Annotated in this window: 1 pseudogene; it reads left to right on the top strand. The window is 41.4% G+C overall.

The features are described from left to right. Window positions 1-239 (top strand): annotated as a pseudogene (locus tag DW183_RS12225) (hypothetical protein); the annotation flags it as partial.

The raw sequence follows: 239 nt of genomic DNA, 5'->3' as shown, positions 1-239 counted from the left end.
GGACTCAACCGTTTTTGTATAGGGGTAGGTGTCACATCAATTGTAACCCTACACAGGAAAATGATATTACACTTGAGACTTCTGTAGACGGCTGGAGCGCAGAGGAAATGATGGGATTCATCAAGGAACATAGCGTTCCATGTCCTACTTGTGGTAAGCATGACTTTACAGATATTCGTCAGTTTAACCTGATGTTTAAGTCTTTCATGGGTGTAACCGAAGATGCCAAAAATACAGTA

The sequence above is a fragment of the Roseburia sp. AM16-25 genome (genome assembly GCF_003473825.1).
Classification (GTDB): domain Bacteria; phylum Bacillota; class Clostridia; order Lachnospirales; family Lachnospiraceae; genus Pararoseburia; species Pararoseburia lenta.
The sequence above is the reverse complement of the archived record's forward strand: the minus strand, read 5'-3'. Positions and strand labels throughout refer to the sequence as shown.